Raw genomic sequence first — 14,719 nt, 5'->3', positions numbered from 1 at the left:
CAGCTCTCTCCTCACAGTTATTTTTTGACCTCGGCGCTCCATTTGTCGATCAAGCGCTGGCGTTCCTTTCCGGCTTCAACCACGTCATAATCAATCGTTCTGATATCGGACAGGTTCAAGGCTTGTTCCGGCCCTACCGCATCCGGGTTCGTCAGGTTTTGGAAGCTGCCCACCGTTTTGCCAAGCTCCTGTGCTCCCGGAGACAAGGCCCAATCGACGAATTTTTGCGCGAGCTCCTCGTTTTTCGTGTTTTTGATGATGCCGATCGAGCCTGTCTCATACCCCGTACCGTCTTGTGGGACCGTCAGCACGAGGCTGTCAAAGCCTTCTTCCTGATACTTGATAATGTCATGCGCAAACAAAATACCTACGCCGGCTTCGCCCATGCCGACCATCCGGCCCGGAGCGGCGCCGCTTGTCGTATACTGCTGAATTTGCGGATGCAGGCTTTTGAGGTACTCAAAACCTTTCTCCTCGCTGCCCATCACCTTCAACACCGAATACATGGCCGTGTATGCCGTACCGGAAGAAGCCGGGTCCGCCATAACGATTTCGCCCTTAAACGCCGGATTAAGCAGGTCCGCCCATTTCGTCGGGGCCTGTACGCCTTTCTTCTCCAAAAATTCCTTGTTGGAGGCAAAACCGACAGCGCCTACGTACACGCCGGTCCAGTAGCCTTCCGGGTCTTTATACTTTGCGTCGATTTTCTCGGCAACCGGCGATTGATAAGGCTGCAGCAGCCCCTCGCTTGCCGCTTGCACGAACGTGTCGGCCGGCCCGCCATACCAAACGTCCGCTTGCGGATTGTCTTTTTCGGCCCGAACCTTGGCCAGGATCTCCCCCGCCGACATCCGGATCATGCTGGCTTCGATGCCGGTGTCTTCCGTAAACTTCTTGATGGCGGCTACCGCATGGTCTTCCTGAAAACCAATATAGACCGTCAGCTTGCCTTGAGGCTTGTCCGCAGCGTCTTTCCCCGCCTTATCCCCTGCAGCATGGTTTCCGCCCGCCGATCCGCAGCCCGTAAACAGCATGGCGGCCATCGTCAACGCGGCAACGGAACTGATCCATTTTTTCTTTCTCATCTTGAAATCCCCCTTCGCTATTTATGAGTCAATTATATTGGCTGCGCTTACAATACTGTGAGTCCAAGTCTTTGCCACTTCTTTCGGCAAAAAAACGGACACGCCAAAAAAGCCCGACCCCGCCTCTCCAAGGCGAAATCGGACTTTCTTTATACGGTCGGAAGCTACCCCTTGAACCAACCAAACAACGCATGGACCAGCACGCCGATTACCGAGAAATCGCTGTCGGCAAACGTCGCCCGCAGATAGCCGAGATTCGACAACAGCGGAATCAGAAACACCGGCAGGATCGTGATTGCAAACCCGTGGCATAGAGAGGATACGATCAATCCCTTGCGCCCTCCGATTCTATAGGCGATGACGCCAGCCGTTCCTCCGGAGAAGAAATGCGGAATAACCCCGGGAATAATGACCGTGTACTGAACCTGCAGCAGAACGGCCATCGCCGCCAGCCCTCCGGCAAAGCTGAGCAAAAAGCCGATCATCGCCGAAAACGGCGAAAATTTGAACAATACCGGACAATCCAGGGCGGGAATGGCTCCCGGCACGATCCGGTCGGCAATGCCTTTGAAAGCGGGGACGATTTCGGACAGCAGCATGCGTACGCCGGCCAAAATAACGTAACAGCCGCCTGCGAACCAGGTGGCCTGAATCAGTGAAACCACCAGAATATGCCGGCCGGAGAACATTTCCGCGACCCCGCCGGAAGAGACGAACAGCCCCGAGAAAAGGAATAACACGAACGTAAATACCGTAATCACGACCATATGATCCTGAAAAAAGGACCGCAGCTTTTGCAGTCCCGGCGACTCCGGCGGCTCCGTCCCTTTTTTGAACCAGGAGGCGATAAACCCGCTTAGAACATAGCCGGCGCTGTTGAAATGCCCGAGCGCAAAATCATCGTTTCCCGTTACCCGCCGAACATAAGGCTGCGCGATCAGCGGGGCAAAAGACATGCACAAAGCCAGAACCGCGCCGCCGCTAAGCGCCACCTGCCATAACGGGATGGACATCGACACCAAGACCCCCGCCAGCAAAGAAGCCATGAACAGCATATGATGTCCGGTCAAAAAGATGTATTTCACCGGTGTGAACCGGGCGATCATCAGGTGAACGATCATCCCGGCCAGCATAATGAGCGCGATTTCCTCGCCATAATTGATTTGCGCCAGCGCGGTAATCGTCTCGTTATGCGGAATAATGCCGATAATTTGGAATCCTTTCTGAATGACCGCCGATAAATTCGACAAGGAGGAGCCGGCGGCGTTAGCTCCGATTTGCAATAGTGTGTATCCGAGCATCGTTTTGATCGTACCGTGAATGAGTCTTTGAAACGGCTGCTTCTGCAGCAGCAATCCGACAAACGCGATTAATCCGAGCAGCAGGGCGGGTTCCCCGAGCAGTCCCTTGCTGATGATTTGCGTCGCATTCATGGGTAACCCCCCGTCTTGTGGTAAATTCCGTAAGTTTGTTGCGCTAGTCCAGCCAACTGCGGACCGTAACGCTTTCCTTGAGCCGGGCTTTTAAATATTGGCGGTCCGTAATGTCCTCCAGCCCGATCGTCTCCGCATTCCCGCCAATGTGCAGCGATTCCATATGGTAGCTGGAGCCTATAATCAAATCGGCATCATCAAAGGCATCAACCGAGGTAATGTCCGTATGTTCGATTTGGGCCTTTATTCCCCACTCCTTCATAAGCGCCTCCACATTCAGCCGGATCATCAGGCTCGTCCCCAGACCGCTGTTGCAAGCAACGATGATCTTTTTCATAAGCCCTCCTTCTCCCGCAGCTTTCGCCACACGCCTTCCGCATCCACGGTTTGCCGCAAATCGGCCATAAACGACTCATCATTCATGACATCAAGCAGCGTTCCGAGCGCGGTCACATGCCGCTCCTTATCGATGGCCGCCAAAGTAATCACAAGCCAAACCGGCTGCGCGGACGGCCCGAACGCCAGCGCCTCGCGAAAGGTCAGCAAACTGAAGCCCGTTCTTGTCACGCACTCCGGCATGTACACGTGGGGAAAAGCCACCCCTGAACGTATAATAAAAGGATGCTTGTTGGAACGAATGATTTCGAGCAGGGCATCCCCGTATTTGGCGTCCGCAACGCCCCTTTCGATCAGCAGCCGGTTCCCCTCGCGAACGGCGTCCTCCCATGGAACAGGAGCTAGTCCAAGGCGGATGGAGACCGGCGGCAACAGCGAAGTGAGCGCATAGTCCTCATAAGGCCCCTTGTCCACCCCGCTTCCGCCCTGAAACAGATGCAGCAGTTCCTCCAGCAAGCGGTTCCGGTTATGGATATGGGCATTTCGCTCAACCGCTTGAAAAATATCGTTAACCGCTTGCACGGCCGCCGCCGCCGCAGCCGGTTCGCCCGAAGGAGAAACGCCCAGAAAGCCGGCAATTCGCTGCTGGTCATGCTGATCGAGCAGCGGCGATACTTTAACCCACGGCACCTGCAGCGGATGGCTGATCTCCATCGTGCTAATCATCGCGTCCGCTTCTCCTAGCGTGATGCTTACGGCTTCCTTATACGAATACGTACCTGCAATATCGACTTGGGGAAAAATAACGGCCATCCGCCGCTTCAGCATCGCCGAAGTGCCGAGACCCGAACCGCATACAATCGCCACGCGCTTGCGCACGGGCGCCTTAGGAGGAATCAGCCCGCTCCCGATATGGAGCATAATATAACCGACCTCGTCCCGGTCGAAGACGATGGACCACGGTTCCATCACCTCGTTCACTACCCGCTCCAGCAAGTTGAGCAGCGTGCCGTACTGCGCCTCCAATTGCCGCATCAGCGGATTTTTCGACTGCAGCCCAAACTTTGCGCGGTAAATGGCCGGCTTCAAATGAATGGCCAAGCCCTGGACAATCTGTTCAGCCATTTGCAGCGGACGGCCCAAAGCCCGCTCGATGCGGATCACCATTTGCTCCGCCAGCTCGGCGATCATCAACTCCTCGGCCGGCAGGCTTTGCTTCTGGGCGCCGAGGATATGCTGGGTAATATAGCCGATTTCCGCCGCGGGCAGCTTTACCCCGAAATGCCTTTCAATCCGCGGCGCCGCTTCCGTCTTGATCTGTTCATATACGTCATGGCCTTGCAGCTCGGAAAGCGATTCACGGTCCATCTCAATCGAATGCGTTTCTTTCAGCCGCTCCATCGCCATCAGCATATGAAGGATCAATGTGGAATATCCGGCGTCCGTAAACTGAACGCCCATCTTTTCCTCCAGTTGTTGTATCGTATCGAACAGCATGGCCGCATCTCCGGCCTTGAACCATTCCTTCCACGGCTGAAGCCGCAAATGGGGTTCTTCCCGCTCCCGCTGATCAAGGATATACCGAAGCAGCCGGTCGTCCGTAATTTCGTCGCGAAGCAAACTTAAATAAGCTCTTCGCTTCAGCTTCTCCGGCCCTTCGATGTAAAGCGCTCCCCGGTCACGGACCAAGGATAGCCCCCACCGCCCGAGCCGCTGCTTAATTTCGTTCAAGTCTTGCAATAGCGTATTTTTGCTAATCCCGAATTCTTCCATGATCTCCTTGACGGACAGTGCCGCCGCCTGCAAGAGCTGTTTGAGCAACAAGCCGATTCGCTGTTCCGCATCCATATAATCGGGCCGCTGCTCCATATGAACTGCAAGGCGCTCCGACTGACCGGGCCCAAGCCGCAGCCGAACGCCGGCGGAGCGGTCCCGTTCCAGACGCACTCCCCGCTCTCTGAGCCAATCCTCCAGGTGCAGCAAATCGCTCCGTACCGTTCGCAGGGAGATCCCGTAATCATCCGCCAATTTCTGCAGGGGAATAAAGACGGCTCCCTCGCTCTCCATCAGTTGTCCGAGCATTCTCTGTTGTCTGCTTGATATCATAATGTCACCCTGCGGTTCGCAATTTTGTATGCGCTATCATAAATTTATTATTACATATTTGCTTGGCGAGATATAGGGCATTCGTCGAAAAAAGTCGCCGAGCATCATCCGTTAGCGAGGATGCGGCCCCCGCAAACGTAACCGCGGGGCCAGTATCAGACCTGTACCATGGGCCAAGATTCAAAAGAGGCCAACCCGCATCGACGGGTTGGCCTCCGTTAAACCATATGCGCTTATTCGTAGCTGAGTTCCGGATAGATCGGGAATTTATCGGTTAGTTCGACAACTTGCTGACGGGCTTTAGCCAGAGCAGCCTCGTCTTTCGGGTTCTTCAGGACAAGCGCGATAATCTGCCCGATCGACTTCATCGCCTCCTGATCCATGCCCCGCGAGGTTACGGCCGGCGTGCCGATCCGGATGCCGCTCGTTACGAACGGGCTTGTCGGGTCGAACGGAATCGCGTTTTTGTTGACCGTGATGCCGATCGAATCCAGCACATGCTCAGCGTCTTTACCGGTGATGTTCAGGTTGCGGGTATCGACGAGCATCAAATGGTTGTCCGTACCGCCGGATACGATGTTCAGGCCTTCGGCCAGCAGCGTTTCGGCCAGCACTTTGGCGTTTTTGACCACATTTTCCGCATAAGTTTTGAAGGAAGGCTGCAGCGCCTCGCCGAGCGCAACCGCTTTGGAAGCGATCACGTGCATCAGCGGTCCGCCTTGCGTGCCCGGGAACACCGCTTTGTCGATCGCGGCCGCCCATGGCTGACGGCATAGGATCAGGCCGCCGCGCGGACCGCGCAGCGTCTTGTGCGTCGTGGTGGTCACAAAATGAGCGTGCGGTACCGGATTCGGATGAAGTCCCGCCGCAACAAGGCCGGCAATATGCGCCATATCGACCATGAACAAAGCCCCTACGTCACTCGCGATCGAGGCCAGCTTCTCGAAATCGATGATCCGCGGATAAGCGCTCGCGCCGGCAACGATCAACCGCGGACGGTGCTTGAAGGCCGCTTTGCGCACTTCATCGTAATCGATCAGGAACGTGTCTTCCTGTACGCCGTATGCCACGAAATTATACAGTAAACCGGATGCGTTGACCGGGCTGCCGTGGGTCAAATGGCCGCCGTGAGCCAGGTTCATCCCCAGCACGGTGTCCCCCGGTTTAAGCGCGGCCAGATAGACCGCCATGTTGGCCTGGGCGCCGGAGTGCGGCTGCACGTTGGCATGCTCGGCGCCGAACAGTTCCTTGGCGCGGTCGCGGGCGATGTTCTCCACGATATCGACGCGTTCACAGCCGCCGTAATAACGTTTGCCCGGATAACCTTCGGCGTATTTGTTGGTGAGCACCGAACCCATCGCTTCCATCACCGCTTCGCTGACGATATTTTCGGAAGCGATCAGCTCGATATTGTTGCGCTGGCGCTTCAGTTCCAGGTTCATCGCTTCCAGCACGGCCGGATCTTGTTTTCTCAAGTTTTCCATTGTTAAATTCCTCCTTGGAATAATATACAATTGCAGATGACTTGTTCCCCAGCAAAATCTCATACCCGATTACGAATCACAGCGCGCCTTTACTGGCAATGCGGGGCGTTCCCGTCCGCAGCCTGCGGCAGCGCGTAGACCGCCCGCTCTCCGCCGATCAGCTTCGGGCGCGCCCAGGCTGCGGTCACGCGGGCCATGCCGATCATCCGGCGCGAAGGGCGGAAAGGCACCGCCACGCGGCGCAGATGCATCCCGATAAGCGTCTCGCCGATGTCGATCCCGGCGTGAGCCTCCAGGCTCTCGGCCAGGCAAGGATCGGCAAACCGGCGGTAAGCGGCCGCCGCCATCGATCCGCCGGCTTTCGGCACGGGCACGGCCGCCACCTCCGTCAGGCGAAGCCGCTCCAGAACCGTACGCTCCACCACCAGGGCGCGGTTCAAATGCTCGCAGCATTGAAAGGCGAGGTCAAAGCCGAATTTGCCGCGAACCTGCTCGAGCCCGTCAAACAGCGCGGCGGCAATGTCTTCCGCTCCGCCGGTGCCGATTCTGCGGCCCGCCACTTCGCTGGTGCTGGCGCCGACCACCAGCAATTTCCCCGGGCCAAGCTTGGCCGCCGCCGCCAATTCCCCGGCAATTTCCGCCACCTGGTCCCGGATGTTTCCGAGTTCTCCTTTTTCCATGCATCCGGCCTCCTTCAGTCTTAAGTGAAGAACCTCCATAGAGTCTGTCCTTATTATACCTAAAACCACCGGAATTCGTGCCGACAAATCCGCCTCCGCGGCAAACCGTGACGCTTCATGCAACAAAAAAAGAGCAGAACGCAACCGCTGCGTCTTGCTCTTTGCCCAGGCGACCGGCCGTATACTCCGATGCTCCACCGTGGTTTGATCCACTTTTGTCGCCAGTTACATCGGAACCAAAAACTATCTGATCTTAGAATAAAGCATTAGGCCGACAAATGCAACTTCGTTTTCGCTGCGTTATTTCCCCAGCTCTCCGCGCTGCAGTTTATCCGCCAGTTTTTCCAATACGGCGCCGATTTCGGCCGCCGTCCGGTCGTAATCCGCCCGCGATCCTCCAAACGGGTCGGAAATATCGTAGACCGGCATTCGCTGCTGCAGTTCGTTCAAGCGGCGCTCCTCCGCGTCCGTCCAACCCTGGCCGAGCGCTTTGCCCAGCTCCCGGTCCGCAATGAGACGCTGCAGCTCTTCGCGATCCGCAAGCAGCTTTTCATCGTCTTCGACGAATTCCTTCAAAGTGTATATCTTGTCCGCGGCATGGGGAAATGTGTAAACCACCTGGCGTTTATGGCCTTGCGTCAAGGTCAGAATGAGGTCCGCCCACTCCGCGAGCTCCGCGTGCAGCGGCGTCGACTCGAACGCATCCGTGATGCCCCGCTCCTTCAGTACGGCCTCCGCATGCATGGACATCGAAGCGCCCTTTATCGCGGCCACGCCGGCGGACCGTACCTCCACGTCCAAACCGCGTCCCCGCGCAATCTTGCGCAGCAATCCTTCCGCCATCGGGCTGCGGCATGTATTCCCGGTACATACAAACAAAATGCGCATGCCTTTCACCTCCCACGTCCGGATATTTTATCGCGTTTATGATATTTTATCAAAAGATGAACATAAGGCCAAACGCGAGCAAAATCGCTCCCCCGGCCGCTTCTCCGTATTCGCCCATCGTCCTTCCCACCCGGCGGCCCATCACCAGTCCGGCGAGCGACATCAAACCGCCGAAAAAACCGAAGGCCAGCACCGTCAAAATCCAATCGCCATGAAACATGCCAAGCGAGACGCCGACGGAAAAGGAATCGATGCTGACGCTTAACGAAAACAGCAGCACGCCGAACCATGTCCGATGGCTGATCGACTGCACGCCGCCGCCTTTTACCGAGCTGAAGATCATATGAGCGCCCAAGACAAACAGCAGCCCTCCGGCCGCATACCGGGCGAGATGGCCCAGCAATATACCGACGTATTTGCCCGCCAATATGCCGAGCAGAGGCATCAGCACGTGAAACAGAGCCACCGCCGATCCGATGCGGATCGCATCCCGCGACCGGACCCCTCTCATTCCGATGCCGATACCCAGCGACAATGCATCCATCCCCAGAGCCACCGCCATCAGCAGAATGGTAAAAAGCTCTCCCAGCCGCGCGTATACCTCCGTCATCATCGGTATCCTCCATGTCCGTGTATTTTGTACAACCATATGCGGACAGGTCCGAATTCATGACATGGACAAGGCGAACGGGCGCCTGGCGCTTGTGATTCTGTCAGTTATAGTGCGGGTTCAAAAACATAGTTCTACTTCGTGATAAGGAAAATTTCTATCGATGTACATTTCTAGGGAGACAGACCGCGTTTAGCGGTTGTTTTTCTTGCGATATAAGGAAGCTGAGGCTCCGACGTCCATTCTTTCTTATATCTTCAAAAGCTAGCTTTTTGAACTACCTCTTTATACATCGAATAGATCCAGCTGTCTGGGCGGTAGCGCGCGCGGCCTTAGGCCGAGGATCTCCATCATCTCCAGCGCATTTCCCGCGGCATCGCCCCCGGAGTTGTTGTTGAAAATCATGCCGATTTCCCGCGTGCCTTTCCCGGACAGCTCCGAAAGCATGTCCCGCCATTCCAACAACTCTTCGCGCGAGTAGCGGTACAAATTGCGGAGCTCCCGCCAACGGGGCGATCCGCTTTGGCTCCAACCGGCAGCATTGCGGCCGTGCAAGCGGACCAGCGTCAGGTCCGGAGCGGTTGGCTCCAGCACCGTCGGCACCGAACCCTGACCGGACTGGGGCTCGTCGCAAACGACATGAATCCAGCCCTCTTCCCGCATAAACGCCAGCGTGCGCTCCCGCGTCTCCTTCGCAAACCAGCTTTGATGGCGAAACTCCAGCGCCAGCGGGAGCCGTCCCATCCACTTGCGAACGGCGCGCAGTTGGCGGACATGCTCCGGGCTGCAGTCGAACCAGGGCGGAAATTGAAACAGCACCGCCGTGAGACGGCCGGCCTCCACGACCGGCTGAATCGAATCCAGGTAAGCCTGGAACATTTCGCCCGGTCCGCCGTAATTCGTTTTGCCCCGGGAATGCCCGGTCATCCCCTGGTACGCCTTGAGAATAAAGGTCATATCCGCCGGCGTCTCAGCCAGCCAGCGCCGGTACACATCCGTGCCAAGCACGGCGTAAAAGGCGCTGTCCACCTCCACCAGGGAAAAGTAGCGGGCATACCAGGCCAGCTTGTCCCTGGCCGGCGTCCGGGGAGGGTATAAATCGTCGTGATCGCCCCAGCCGGACAGCCCGATCTTGATCATGCTTCATCCCAGCCTTTCCTATGCGCCGGCAGTTGACTTCCGTTCGCGGGCATTCTCAGTCGCAGGTATTTCTACCGTTCGTCGGCTTATTCATTCGCCGGCGTCGATGACGCGGTGTCCGGCCGCTTTCAGCAGCCGGTTCATCACTGCGGCGCCGAGTCCCTCCTCGGGACAGGACTCGGCGAGAATATAAGTGACGCCGCATTCGTCGAAGCGGCGGAGCGCCGCGTACAGGCGGTGCGCCGCCGCCGCGAGCTCGGTTTCGCTGCCGAGCGAAAGCGAGCAGTCGGCGCGGTAGGACGGGAGACGCTCGTCGAAGGCGAGCACGCCCGTCTTCTCCCCGCGCGCCGAGGCCGCCGCCAGCTCGGCCTGAATGCGGGCCGCCACGCGGTCTGCGGCCCCGCTCACGATGCGCATTACCCCTTGCGGCGCATAATGGGTGTACTTCATGCCCGGCGCGCGCGGCGCCGGGCTGTCCGCACCGCCGCCCGCCTCGCGCAGGGCGGCGTCAAGCTTCACGCCCGCGCCCGTCACGCGGGCGATTTGTTCCGCCGTGATCCCGCCCGGGCGGAGCACGGTCACGGTGCCGTCACGGCCGGCTTCCACCACCGTCGACTCCAGGCCCACCCCCGTGGGCCCGCCGTCGACGATGCCGTCGATCCGGCCGGACAGGTCCTCGCCCACGTGGCTTGCCAACGTGGGGCTCGGGCGGCCCGACCGGTTGGCGCTGGGCCCCGCCACCGGGCACCCCGCTGCGGCGATCAGCCGCAGCGCCACGTCGTGGGCGGGCATGCGCACGCCCACGGTATCCAGCCCCGCCGTCACGCGGGGCGAGACGGCGCCGGGGCCGCGGGCAGCACCAGCGTCAGCGGCCCGGGCCAAAACGCCTCCATGAGCTTCCGCGCGGTCTCGTTTACCTCCGTAACGAGCCCCTCCAGCTGGCTCATGGACGCGATGTGCACGATTAGCGGATTGTCCGAAGGGCGGCCTTTGGCGGCAAAAATCGCCTCTACCGCCTTCGTGTTCCGTGCATCCGCACCCAGCCCGTACACCGTCTCCGTCGGAAACGCCACCGTCCCCCCGGCCGCCAGCACCGCGGCCGCTTCAGCCAAAGCCTCGGCGTCCCGCGCGGCCTGGGCAGCCGGGACCGAAGCGGGTTGGCCAGCGCCAACGGTTTGAGCACCTATAGCCGCCGCTTTTATTTGTTGATCGGCAGCCGCCCAGGTGGAAGCGACCTTCCACCAGCGGGTTGGCCGTACTTCCCCGGCCCCCGCTGTCCCCGATTGGGGCTTGTCCGCCGGCACCGTCCGGTGTTCCGCCGTCCGTCCGGCGGCGGAATCTGCTTTTCCCTCCCGGCTCGCCCGATCCACATGTTTCTGTCTATCCATTCGTATCGCGTCCTAACTTCAAGTTATTCTTCTATTATACCCGATCACGTCCCGGAGCATAGTACGCAGCAACGAATTACATGTTTACGGCTTCGGCGAATCTTTCGCGGTTTACACACCCGCCCAAATTCCCCGCAACCCAATCTTCCCCCACTTCACATTGGAAAAATCCAATAGATTGGCGTTAACCTATGCCATTTGAAGCTCCCATTGGAAATATCCAATAGATTTCTTCAAATCCCCCGTTTTACGCTTCGCCGAACTGAATCTAATGGAAAAATCCAATCCAATTGCTGTATCAATCAACATATTTCTAAATCTATTGGATTTATCCAATCAGAATCGCTCGGTCAAGCCGAGAAACGCAAAAAAACCGTACGATACGCTCCGTACGGCCGTTTTTTACTATTATCATCAGTCCATGGTTCAGGCAAACAAACCCGTAACCCAGCCCCCTAACTTGGTCAGCATGTCCCATAAGAAAAACCGCACCTCGACTTGCTCCGGCTCTACGGGCGAGGCTGCCGAGTCCGCGCCGACACCGCCGCCGGCAGCAGCCGCTAAGCCCGCTTTGTCCGAAGCGCCTTTCGCCGCTGCCGCCGTCGTCGTAGCTGCCGTTTTTCCGCCCCCAGCCAGCGCATCCCCGCTGCCGGCGTCGATGAAGCAAAGCGGAGGAAACAGCACGCACCACCAGTTTTTGCCCTTGCCCTCGCCGAGCGTGACGCGCAGCGCTTCGTAATCGCCCGCCGGGTAGACGGCGCCGCCGTACATTTTCGTCGGAAACGGCACAACCCCAAGCTCCACTTTGTAATCGTAGTTTTTCCCGCTTTCCTTCAGCGTTTCCCCTACCTGCTCCTCGATGGCCGGCAAATTGTCGCGAATGATGCGCCGCGCTTCTTCCAGGCTTTGCGGCTGATCCAGCCGGGCGACCCAGCCGTTCATTTGCTCCACGACGGCATCGCGCACCTTCCGTTTTACGATCTGGTCGCCCGCGCCGTCCGAATTCGCCAGAATGCGCAGCCGGATTGAATCCTGCGGGATTAGCCCCGCAGCCGCCGCGGTATCGTTAGCCTGCCCTTCCCAGGACATAAGCAGCATCGCCAAACTGAAAACCATAAGCGCAAAATTGCGAATATAAGGTCTGTCTTTAGTCATGTCCGTTCTCCCCTTAACCGAATCCTTTATGCCGATGTCTACCAGTATGTCCGGTTAAGAGAGATGTAAACCTATTAATCTATGAAAAAATAATGGCTCAACCTAATAATCAGCGCTTTGATAGCCAAGCCGCTAACCGATCGTGGCATGAAATATCAGCAGTTCAATATCCGCTGTCCGGACGCTTTGCACGATTATCCCGTTTGATCCGGAAGCAGAGAGGAATATAAGAGAGGAAGATAATTTCAAGAGAAGAAAATAGGTTTGGGAGAAGCAGACATGTTCGAGATCATTAGTTCGAGATCGTTAGACAGGTTTGTGAGCAGGAGGTTTAGGAGAAGTGAAGCAGACCTGACGGGAGGAATAGGGCAAGACACCGGAAAAAATGAAAGGACCGTGATTTGCCCCCACCCTCTCCCCCTGAACAAAAGGAATAATCGTGCAAAGCAGCATGCAGGGATACTCAGACACAAACGCTATAGACATATTTTGTCAAGCACTGATCTCGGTTTTGAGCCAAAATAATATAGCGGAATTTCCGGGGCCGGCCGCTTTCGGATTCCGCCCCAAACCATAAATCGTTTCGACAGAGGCGAGGCACCGTAGCACTGATCCCAAAAATCCCGCTATTTTCTTCAGATGTACAATCAGTTCACTCCATACTGCTCTTGGCTTTCAAGGAAGCGTACCGGTCGGAAGGGATATTGTTCTCCTCTTCCTTTTCATGGCCGTGGATGCGGATGCTCATCGCCACTCCGATGCTCGCCATATTGATCAGCAGCGAGGTACCGCCGTAGCTGATAAAAGGCAAGGTGATACCCGTAAGCGGCATAAGTCCGATAAACATCCCGATATTTTCGAAAATCTGGTACAGCAGCATCGCGACGATGCCGACGATTAGATAGGGGCCGCCGGTGTCGCGGCATTCCAGAGAAATCAGAATCAGCCGGTGGATCAGCACAAAATAAAGCAGAAGCAGCACCGAACTGCCGAGAAAACCGAACTCCTCGGCGATCACGACGAAGATGGAGTCCGAATATGTCAGCGGCACGCGCTCCGATTGCACGGTCTCGCCCTTCATGTACCCTTCCCCGGTCATTCCCCCGGAAGCGATGGCCAGTTTGGCGTTTCTCGTATGGTAGGAAGCGTCTTCCGACGCTTTTTCCGGCATCAGCCACGGGTCGATCCGGTTGATCCAATGCTCCCGGCCGATCTCTACGAAGAAGTTGTATACCTGGTCATGGTAAGTCTTGTAGGCGGTAATCCCGCCGAAAACCGTACCGGCAAAAATCGCCAAGGCAATCAGCGCATGCGTATATTTAATGTTGCCGATCCAGAGCATCCCGGCCAGGATCACCACGTAGCTGAGCGCGTTCCCGAGGTCGTTTTGCGCCATGACCGCCAGAAACGGAATAAACGTCAATAGACAGATCGGCACCACATCGCGCCAGAACGAAAGGCGCGGCTTCCGCTTGCGCAGCAGCATGAAACCGAGAAAAACAACCAGGAGCAGTTTAAAAAATTCCGCCGGTTGAAAGCTCTGTTGGATTACCGGAATCGTAATCCAGCCGGTGGCGTTGTAGTAAGTGTTGCCGATGAACATTACTACGACGAGCAGCCCGAATCCGAACAAGTATAAATAAGGCGCATACTTCATAAGCAGGCGGTAGTCCAGAACGGCAAACCCGAAAAACGCGGCAAACCCCAGCGCATAATAGGCCAGCATACGAAGATGGTAACCGTGGTATTGGGTATGCGAGGTAGCGCTGTACAGCACCGTGATGCTGATCGCCATCAGCAGCAGCAAAATAAACACAATCGTGTAGTCGATCTTTTTGAGTTTGCTCAGCACGTTCATCCTCTTTTCCTTTGATGGCTAATAACACCGTCTATTTACCTGAAGCAGCTCTTATCCCTTATTATACTGTAAAAGAATCCGCATAAAAGCACAAATGTTCCCGTATGCCAATAAAATCCTACATAAGTACTGCGGCGTCTTGCCGCCGATACGCCATAAAACGGGAAAGGGCGCCGGCGATTTGATCGTCGGCGCCCTCCCGGCAGACGGCGGAGAAGAGATTAGACGTTCGTAATCAGCGACAGCGTACCGGTTGCGGTTTGCAGCGCCAAAATACCGATCGTTTGGATGTTGCCGATGCTTACCGAAAACGTCGTACCGGAAGTGACGGTGGCGACAAAATCGGGAGCGTTGTAGCGGGTGATGCGCAGTTCCACGTCGCCGGTCGTACTAGCTACCGTAACGATCCCGGCAGCCCCCGGAGCGTCCGCGGCCACAAAATACCCCCGGCCGACTCCGGCCGCTTGCGAATAAGGAAACGTTAAAGTGACTGGCATAAATGAATCTCCTCCTTTTCGTGGTATACCACAATCTATGAATCTACTTTACATGTGGT

12 protein-coding genes, 1 pseudogene and 1 riboswitch are annotated in these 14,719 nt (G+C 56.9%); all 13 genes and pseudogenes read right to left on the bottom strand.

Annotated elements, in window-relative coordinates:
- Positions 1 to 17: 17 nt before the first annotated feature.
- Positions 18 to 1,085 (bottom strand): ABC transporter substrate-binding protein, encoded by a 1,068-nt coding sequence (locus tag NYE74_RS06525; protein WP_316560630.1) that lies wholly within the window; start codon positions 1,083 to 1,085, stop codon positions 18 to 20.
- Positions 1,086 to 1,249: 164 nt separating this feature from the next.
- Entirely contained in the window at positions 1,250 to 2,518 is a 1,269-nt protein-coding gene (locus NYE74_RS06520; protein WP_341004652.1) for a PTS ascorbate transporter subunit IIC, read from the bottom strand.
- 43 nt (positions 2,519 to 2,561) lie between these two features.
- The gene (locus NYE74_RS06515; protein ID WP_036619203.1) at positions 2,562 to 2,855 is read right to left on the bottom strand and encodes a PTS sugar transporter subunit IIB; all 294 of its coding nucleotides are present in this window, start codon (positions 2,853 to 2,855) and stop codon (positions 2,562 to 2,564) included.
- Complete coding sequence (locus NYE74_RS06510; protein WP_082207637.1) at positions 2,852 to 4,960, bottom strand: BglG family transcription antiterminator; 2,109 nt, start codon at positions 4,958 to 4,960, stop codon at positions 2,852 to 2,854. Before NYE74_RS06510 ends, NYE74_RS06515 begins: the two co-directional genes overlap by 4 nt.
- Before the next feature lie 233 nt (positions 4,961 to 5,193).
- The gene (gene glyA / locus NYE74_RS06505) at positions 5,194 to 6,444 is read right to left on the bottom strand and encodes a serine hydroxymethyltransferase (RefSeq protein WP_036619201.1); all 1,251 of its coding nucleotides are present in this window, start codon (positions 6,442 to 6,444) and stop codon (positions 5,194 to 5,196) included.
- A gap of 89 nt (positions 6,445 to 6,533) precedes the next feature.
- Positions 6,534 to 7,124, bottom strand: a complete 591-nt coding sequence (locus tag NYE74_RS06500; RefSeq protein ID WP_036619200.1) for a TIGR01440 family protein — start codon at positions 7,122 to 7,124, stop codon at positions 6,534 to 6,536.
- A gap of 156 nt (positions 7,125 to 7,280) precedes the next feature.
- Positions 7,281 to 7,363, bottom strand: a riboswitch (ZMP/ZTP riboswitch).
- A gap of 61 nt (positions 7,364 to 7,424) precedes the next feature.
- Positions 7,425 to 8,012, bottom strand: a complete 588-nt coding sequence (locus NYE74_RS06495) for a low molecular weight protein arginine phosphatase (RefSeq protein ID WP_036619198.1) — start codon at positions 8,010 to 8,012, stop codon at positions 7,425 to 7,427.
- Positions 8,013 to 8,061: 49 nt separating this feature from the next.
- The gene (locus tag NYE74_RS06490; protein WP_036627415.1) at positions 8,062 to 8,622 is read right to left on the bottom strand and encodes a manganese efflux pump MntP; all 561 of its coding nucleotides are present in this window, start codon (positions 8,620 to 8,622) and stop codon (positions 8,062 to 8,064) included.
- 285 nt (positions 8,623 to 8,907) lie between these two features.
- Positions 8,908 to 9,762, bottom strand: a complete 855-nt coding sequence (locus NYE74_RS06485) for a DUF72 domain-containing protein (protein ID WP_036619197.1) — start codon at positions 9,760 to 9,762, stop codon at positions 8,908 to 8,910.
- A 90-nt stretch (positions 9,763 to 9,852) separates the two neighbouring features.
- A pseudogene (locus NYE74_RS06480) lies at positions 9,853 to 11,150 on the bottom strand (L-threonylcarbamoyladenylate synthase).
- 426 nt (positions 11,151 to 11,576) lie between these two features.
- Positions 11,577 to 12,305 (bottom strand): stage II sporulation protein R, encoded by a 729-nt coding sequence (gene spoIIR, locus NYE74_RS06475; protein WP_124333288.1) that lies wholly within the window; start codon positions 12,303 to 12,305, stop codon positions 11,577 to 11,579.
- A gap of 652 nt (positions 12,306 to 12,957) precedes the next feature.
- Positions 12,958 to 14,157 carry an FtsW/RodA/SpoVE family cell cycle protein gene (locus NYE74_RS06470; RefSeq protein ID WP_316560628.1) on the bottom strand — a complete coding sequence of 400 codons (1,200 nt, stop codon included), beginning with the start codon at positions 14,155 to 14,157 and terminating at the stop codon, positions 12,958 to 12,960.
- A gap of 227 nt (positions 14,158 to 14,384) precedes the next feature.
- Complete coding sequence (locus tag NYE74_RS06465; RefSeq protein WP_051985215.1) at positions 14,385 to 14,660, bottom strand: hypothetical protein; 276 nt, start codon at positions 14,658 to 14,660, stop codon at positions 14,385 to 14,387.
- Positions 14,661 to 14,719 lie beyond the last annotated feature (59 nt).

Origin of the sequence: Paenibacillus sp. FSL P4-0127 (assembly GCF_038007325.1) — a bacterium.
Taxonomy (GTDB): domain Bacteria; phylum Bacillota; class Bacilli; order Paenibacillales; family Paenibacillaceae; genus Fontibacillus; species Fontibacillus macerans.
This window is presented reverse-complemented; position numbering and strand designations above follow the sequence as displayed.

Excerpts from the sequence above, each read along its gene's own strand:
- NYE74_RS06500 (WP_036619200.1), bottom strand. The coding sequence starts at position 7,124 with ATGGAAAAAGGAGAACTCGGAAACATCCGGGACCAGGTGGCGGAAATT.
- NYE74_RS06490 (WP_036627415.1), bottom strand. The coding sequence starts at position 8,622 with ATGACGGAGGTATACGCGCGGCTGGGAGAGCTTTTTACCATTCTGCTG.
- NYE74_RS06515 (WP_036619203.1), bottom strand. The coding sequence starts at position 2,855 with ATGAAAAAGATCATCGTTGCTTGCAACAGCGGTCTGGGGACGAGCCTG.
- NYE74_RS06495 (WP_036619198.1), bottom strand. The coding sequence starts at position 8,012 with ATGCGCATTTTGTTTGTATGTACCGGGAATACATGCCGCAGCCCGATG.
- NYE74_RS06525 (WP_316560630.1), bottom strand. The coding sequence starts at position 1,085 with ATGAGAAAGAAAAAATGGATCAGTTCCGTTGCCGCGTTGACGATGGCC.
- NYE74_RS06520 (WP_341004652.1), bottom strand. The coding sequence starts at position 2,518 with ATGAATGCGACGCAAATCATCAGCAAGGGACTGCTCGGGGAACCCGCC.
- NYE74_RS06485 (WP_036619197.1), bottom strand. The coding sequence starts at position 9,762 with ATGATCAAGATCGGGCTGTCCGGCTGGGGCGATCACGACGATTTATAC.
- NYE74_RS06465 (WP_051985215.1), bottom strand. The coding sequence starts at position 14,660 with ATGCCAGTCACTTTAACGTTTCCTTATTCGCAAGCGGCCGGAGTCGGC.
- glyA (WP_036619201.1), bottom strand. The coding sequence starts at position 6,444 with ATGGAAAACTTGAGAAAACAAGATCCGGCCGTGCTGGAAGCGATGAAC.
- NYE74_RS06510 (WP_082207637.1), bottom strand. The coding sequence starts at position 4,960 with ATGATATCAAGCAGACAACAGAGAATGCTCGGACAACTGATGGAGAGC.
- spoIIR (WP_124333288.1), bottom strand. The coding sequence starts at position 12,305 with ATGACTAAAGACAGACCTTATATTCGCAATTTTGCGCTTATGGTTTTC.